Origin of the sequence: Mycobacterium simiae (assembly GCF_008370645.1) — a bacterium.
Taxonomy (GTDB): domain Bacteria; phylum Actinomycetota; class Actinomycetes; order Mycobacteriales; family Mycobacteriaceae; genus Mycobacterium; species Mycobacterium simiae_A.
The window spans coordinates 1-751 of the sequence record NZ_VTZN01000453.1; the positions used below are offsets into that span (position 1 = coordinate 1).

General features: G+C 74.0%; 1 protein-coding gene. It reads right to left on the reverse strand.

Features of this window, described 5'->3' with window-relative positions:
- Positions 1–751, reverse strand: a 751-nt coding sequence (locus F0Q45_RS26395; protein WP_262491203.1) for an FtsK/SpoIIIE domain-containing protein, incomplete at both ends; no start/stop codon positions are given.

Consider the following 751-nt stretch of genomic DNA (forward strand, 5'->3'; position numbering starts at 1 on the left):
GTGACCCGCTTGGGCAGCCGGCGCACCCGGGGCGCGGGGGTGTACCGGGCGGCCACCCTGGCCACGGCCGCGGTGATGCTGGCCGAGTCGAACACGTCCGGGCCGGTGTGCTCGGCGGCCGGGCGGGCCATCAGGGTGTGCAGCCCCACCGGGTCGGCGCCCATCCGCTCGTAGTTCTGCGCGATCATCCCGCGCCCGGGCCGCCCGGGCGGGACCGCCTCGCTCAGCCGGGGTTTGACCAGCACCGCGTCGGTGGTCTCGCCCAGGCGCAGCTCCACCCGCGAGCCCACCCCGAAGCTGTTGCGCACCTCCGGGCGCAGTTCGCTGGTCTTGCCGACGGTGACCACCACGTGGATGCCGAAGGTGGGGCCGTCCTTGATCAGCTTGTGCACCGCGTCCAGCAGCACCTCGTATTCGCTGGCCAGCCCCGCGTAGTTGTCGATGACCAGGAACACGTCGCCGTGGCCGTCGTCGGGCACCGCGCCGGGCTCCCGGCCGGACTTGCGCCGCCGGAACACCTCCATCGACATCACGCCGGTCTCCTCGAAGCTGCGTTTGCGGGCGGTCAGCAGCGCCGCCAGCTCGGCCACCGTGCGGCGCACGCCGTCGCGGTCGAGCTGGTGGGCCACCGCGCCCACGTGCGGCAGCCCCGCCACGCTGCCCAGCGCGGCCGAGGAGAACGCCAGGCAGTAGAACTGCACCTGCTCGGGGGTGTGGGTCAGCGCCGCCGCGCAGATCAGGTCCTGGGCCG